The sequence below is a fragment of the Tepidibacter formicigenes DSM 15518 genome, from assembly GCF_900142235.1.
Classification (GTDB): domain Bacteria; phylum Bacillota; class Clostridia; order Peptostreptococcales; family Peptostreptococcaceae; genus Tepidibacter; species Tepidibacter formicigenes.
Window position 1 is genome coordinate 1 of the sequence record NZ_FRAE01000106.1, and the last position, 5,029, is coordinate 5,029.

At 26.8% G+C, this 5,029-nt stretch carries 6 protein-coding genes, 3 tRNA genes and 1 pseudogene; 8 read left to right on the top strand and 2 right to left on the bottom strand.

Going from position 1 to position 5,029, the window contains the following annotated elements; all coding sequences use genetic code 11:
* Window positions 1-18: 18 nt before the first annotated feature.
* From BUA77_RS12640 to BUA77_RS12650, 3 genes are all read left to right on the top strand, one after another.
* Window positions 19-92, top strand: a tRNA-Cys gene (locus BUA77_RS12640).
* 22 nt (window positions 93-114) lie between these two features.
* Window positions 115-191: transfer RNA gene (locus BUA77_RS12645), tRNA-Arg, on the top strand.
* Window positions 192-200: 9 nt separating this feature from the next.
* Window positions 201-276 (top strand) — tRNA-Val (locus tag BUA77_RS12650).
* Window positions 277-357: 81 nt separating this feature from the next.
* On the opposite strand, the pseudogene BUA77_RS14850 reads toward BUA77_RS12650, so the two are convergent.
* Both BUA77_RS14850 and yiaY read right to left on the bottom strand, forming a co-directional pair.
* Window positions 358-633 (bottom strand): annotated as a pseudogene (locus BUA77_RS14850) (transposase); the annotation flags it as partial.
* 99 nt (window positions 634-732) lie between these two features.
* Window positions 733-1,887, bottom strand: a complete 1,155-nt coding sequence (gene yiaY / locus BUA77_RS12660; protein WP_072890832.1) for an L-threonine dehydrogenase — start codon at window positions 1,885-1,887, stop codon at window positions 733-735.
* 167 nt (window positions 1,888-2,054) lie between these two features.
* Between yiaY and BUA77_RS12665 the strand changes: the two genes are divergently transcribed.
* From BUA77_RS12665 to BUA77_RS12685, 5 genes are all read left to right on the top strand, one after another.
* The gene (locus BUA77_RS12665) at window positions 2,055-2,888 is read left to right on the top strand and encodes an AraC family transcriptional regulator (protein ID WP_072890835.1); all 834 of its coding nucleotides are present in this window, start codon (window positions 2,055-2,057) and stop codon (window positions 2,886-2,888) included.
* Window positions 2,889-3,009: 121 nt separating this feature from the next.
* A complete protein-coding gene (locus BUA77_RS12670) occupies window positions 3,010-3,243 on the top strand; it encodes a DUF2508 family protein (protein ID WP_159428999.1) in 234 nt (77 codons plus the stop codon).
* Between the two features lie 50 nt (window positions 3,244-3,293).
* Window positions 3,294-3,572 (top strand): pro-sigmaK processing inhibitor BofA family protein, encoded by a 279-nt coding sequence (locus BUA77_RS12675; protein ID WP_072890841.1) that lies wholly within the window; start codon window positions 3,294-3,296, stop codon window positions 3,570-3,572.
* A gap of 216 nt (window positions 3,573-3,788) precedes the next feature.
* A complete protein-coding gene (locus BUA77_RS12680) occupies window positions 3,789-4,205 on the top strand; it encodes a hypothetical protein (RefSeq protein WP_072890843.1) in 417 nt (138 codons plus the stop codon).
* Between the two features lie 78 nt (window positions 4,206-4,283).
* Window positions 4,284-4,859, top strand: a complete 576-nt coding sequence (locus BUA77_RS12685; protein ID WP_072890846.1) for a 50S ribosomal protein L25 — start codon at window positions 4,284-4,286, stop codon at window positions 4,857-4,859.
* The last annotated feature ends 170 nt before the right edge of the window (window positions 4,860-5,029 follow it).

The following is a 5,029-nucleotide window of genomic DNA, read 5'->3' on the forward strand; positions in this document are numbered from 1 at the left end:
CCAAATTATAAAGGATATGGCGGCATAGCCAAGTGGTAAGGCAGAGGACTGCAACTCCTTCATCCCCAGTTCAAATCTGGGTGCCGCCTCCATTTTTTTTTAATTTTAATATATGCGCCTATAGCTCAACTGGATAGAGTGTCTGACTACGAATCAGAAGGTTGGGGGTTCGAGTCCCTCTGGGCGCACCACATTAAAATGGGCTCATAGCTCAGCTGGGAGAGCACCTGCCTTACAAGCAGGGGGTCACAGGTTCGAGCCCTGTTGAGCCCACCAGTAAAATAAGGCTCTTTGTCAAATACTGTTGGTAAAGAGAATCACAAAGTTAATTGTTGGCCGTTTAAAATAGAATAGGTTTTAGACGGCTTTTAATTTTAGTAAATCTTGACTTTCAAATGCAACCCTTTTTATCACCTTAATTTTATTATTAATTCTTTCGATTAATCCATTTGTATAATCCCATTCAAATAGATTTTTTATATAGTCTTTATACTTTTTAATAGATTTAATAGATGTTTTCATATAATCAGATATATCTGAATGATTATTGTTAAGAATGTTCTCAAGCGACTTATAATTATTTGTTTTAACAGCGTGTAAAATACTTTGATAAAGGTTATATGAAGTTTTTAGTTCATGATTCTCGTCTTTTTATACAAAAAATTAGTGTTAGTTTTCACCAACACTAAATATTATAGACCCAAAAGAGAGAGCTGTATATAGCTCTCTTTTTTACATAGCATTTTTGTATATTGTCATTATATCTTCTAAAGAAGCTTGCTTAGGATTAGTTAGACCACAAGCATCTTTTAGAGCGTTTTCAGAAAGTGTTTTTATATCTTCTTCTTTAGCTCCTAATTCTTCTAAACCAGAAGGAATTCCTATATCTAAAGATAATTTTCGTATAGAATTTATAGCTCTTTCAGATGCTTCTTGAGGAGTAAGATTTTCTATATTTTCTCCCATGGCTTTAGCTATATCTATAAATCTTTCAGGAACTATTTTAGCATTGTATTCTTGAACATGCGGGAGTAAAATTGCATTACATACGCCATGTGGAAGGTCGTAAAATCCTCCTAATTGATGAGCCATAGCATGAACATATCCAAGACTTGCATTGTTAAATGCCATACCAGCTAAAAATTCAGCATAAGCCATTTTGTCTCTAGCTTCTTGATCTTGTCCATTCTTAACAGCTTTTCTTAAATACTTAGAAATTAATTCTATAGCCATTAAAGCACATGTATCTGTAATAGGAGTTGCTTCAGTTGAAACATATGCTTCTATTGCATGGGTTAATGCGTCCATTCCTGTAGCAGCAGTTAAAGATTTTGGCATGTTTATCATAAGTAAAGGATCGTTTACTGCTATAGTAGGTGTTGTATGGTAGTCAACTATAGCCATTTTTATATGTCTATCTTCATCTGTAATTATACAAAATCTAGTCATTTCACTAGCTGTTCCGGCAGTTGTATTAATAGCAACTAGAGGAATCATAGGTTTAGTAGATTTATTTACTCCTTCGTAATCTTTTATAGAACCGCCGTTAGATGCAACTATTCCAATACCTTTTGCACAGTCATGAGGGGATCCACCACCAAATGATATTATTAAGTCACAATTATTTTCTTTTAATAAAGCTAAACCATCTTCAACATTTTTAACTGTTGGATTAGGTTGTGTTTTATCAAATATTACATATCCTATATTATTATCAACTAAAACTTTAGTTAATTCATTTACTAATCCTATTTCAACTAATATTTTATCTGTTACAATTAGTGCTTTTTTTAGACCTAAAGAAGAAATTTCTTCACCAGCATCTTTTAAAGATCCAGGTCCCATTAAATTTATAGATGGCATATAAAATTTGTAAGTTTTATTCATAATAAAAAACCTCCTTAAGTAAAGTAGTTAAAAAATTAACTTGAAAAGTTATATCTATAATTTTAAAATATAAAGTACTAGAAAAACTAATTCAAAATTTTAAAAAGTATGTCTAAATTAAAAATAACATGTAAATTTTATAAAAATAAAGAAGGAAAGGAGCAATTATGCTTAATAGTTTTGATAGAAATTTAGAACTTTTAGATGGGTTAGAGACAGAATATATGAGGCTTTTGTATTATGATTTTTCACAGCCATATAAAGGGAATTATAAATCTTATGAAAGCAATAGAATATGTACTATACTAAATGGAGAAAAAAAAGTAAAAATAAACGAAAAGGAAGCTTTTTGTTATGGAAAAGAAGAATTTGTAATATTACCTGCATATTCTCAAGTTCATATGGAAATTAATATACCAACAAAAGCTTTAGTATTAGAAATAAAAGAAGATGTAATAAAAAACATAACTAATAAAGTAAGTTTGGATTTTCAAATAGATATGAAAAATAGAGATGAGAGACTATTTGTTGGTAATAAAACAAACGATGTTAAACTATTAATAGAGAAAATATTAAATACTTATTACTCGTTAGAAAAAAATAAATCCTTCTTAATGGATCTATATCTTCAAGAAATGATATACAATGTATTAAAAATAAAGGGAGCAGATATAATATTAAGAAAAGAGGATAAACATCCTATATTTTTAGCTATAAATTATATGAAAGAAAATTATGATAAAAATATAAAAATAAAGGATATTGCTAATGGTTTAAATATGTCTGAATCAAATTTTTCTATTTACTTCAAAAAGATAACGGGAATAACTCCAAAAAAATACTTGAAAAATATAAAATTAAATAAAGCTATAGAGCTTTTAAAAGAAAATAATGTTACAGAAGTAGCTTTTGATTTAGGGTATGAAAATATATCTTATTTCATAAGTGAATTTAAAAACAAATATGGATATACTCCTAAACAATATCAAAAAAATATTTAAAGCCTATAAGGGCTTTTTTTAATTTAGAAATAAAATTTGATATATTTAATTAATAACTAAGTATAAATTTAGGTATAAAAGTTTAAAATCTAATATATAAATTTTGAAGGAGGGGATGATTATGAATATAAATTTTTTTAAGAAAGAAATTAATGATGATGAAGAATTTATGAATGATTTGAAAAGCGCATATTTAGATTTAAAATCTGCAGAATCTTTTTTTGAAAATGTTAAAGATCCTGACTTGGTAGATTATGCTATATTTAGATTAGAAGCTGCAAAATCTAGATATTCTTATTTTTTAAGAAAAGCAAAAGAAAAAGGAATAATTTATAAAGGAGCATATAATGCATAATATAGGAATCTATAGTAGGTTATTTTCATATAATTTACAGGGGGGGTATTATGGATGTTCTTTTACAAATAAAAGTCATATTATTATATGGGGTAATTTTATTAAGTATTTATACGATTTTTTTAATAATAATAGGACCATTAAAATTTTTAGGGAAAATAGGAGTTAGAATATTATTTGGAGGAATATGTCTATTTGCTTTAAATTATATATTAAATATGTTACATATTAATTTTGACATAGGAGTAAATTTACTAACATCTTTAGTAACAGGATATCTAGGAGTATTTGGAGTATTAGCAATATCTTTAATAAAATATTTTTTATAAATAATAGAGAACTATATAATTTCTACGAGTGATTTTAGGAAGTTTAAAGGATTTTTTGGTACTGTGAAATTTCAATAAAATTTATATTTTAGTATCTAAATAAAATTTTTTATTATATATTAAAGAAAAGCAAATATTATGCTTTTCTTTTTTTTATATATTATTTATAATGGGAAATTAATAAATATTTTATATTAACAATAAGGAGAGGATTTTATGTTTGTTATTTTTAAAGATGAAATAGTAAATAGTAATGATATAAGAAAAGTAATAGAAGAAAATAGTAATTTTATGATTACAGAAGATATGAGTTTAAGATCTAAAAGAGAAGATATAGTAGCATTTAATATGTCTATTAATATTGACATTTTAAATGAAATACTTAAAGATGATGGATATGACATTGGAGATGAAAATAAAGAAGACTTACTTGATGAATATATGGATTTAGCAGATACATTAGCTTTTGAATTAGAAGAAGTTATGCCTGAAAAATCTATAGTAAAGGCTTATTCGTATAAATACGATGAATTAGCAAACACTATAAAAGTGGTCTTTGCTATGGCCCATAAAGAACTAGGTGATTTAAAATTAAAAGATATAATAAAAAGACTTTTAACTTTAGTATCATAAATATATAAAATGTTTGTATTGAAAAACTTCATAGTGGCAATAATACATTGTAAAAGTTAAAATATAGGAGGTATCGCTATGGAGTTAATGATTAGAAATTCTTTAGGAAATATTAAAGCTAAAGCACTAAGAAAAAAGGGAATTGTTCCTGGTGTTTTATATGGTAAAAATATGGAACCTATTTCTGTTGCTGTAGATAAGAAAGAGTTAAAAAGGGTCTATCAACAAAAAAAGGAAAGTGAAGTTTTTGATATAAATTTAGATGGTCAAACACATACTGTTTATATTCACGAAGTTCAAAGAGATGTTATAGATGATAAAGAATTTACTCACTTTGATTTACATAAGGTAACAAATGAAGATTTTATTCATACTCATGTTCCTGTAGTATTAGTAAATAAAGATGAAATAGAAAGTCAAGGACTTGTAGTTCAACAGCAACTTTTAGATGTTGAAGTAAAATACCCTGTATATAATACAACAAAACAAATAAATGCAGATATGTCACAGCTTTATAATGGTGGTTCTTTAACTGTTGCAGATTTAGCTGTACCTCAAGGCGTTTCAGTTCTAGAGGATACAAATGCTATAGTGGCATCTGTAAGTTATCCTAAAATGTATGAACCAGTAGAAGATATAGATGAAGCTGAATAATTTGTTTATTCAGCTTCACTAAAAAAATATTAAAAAAAGTGTTGACGAAATTAAATAAAGATGATATATTATTACTTGTCCTCGACAAGGGGAAAAACAAATTGAACTTTGAAAATTAAACAGTAGGTCATAATGAATCACACCAAGTGATTCTGGATATAAAACATGAA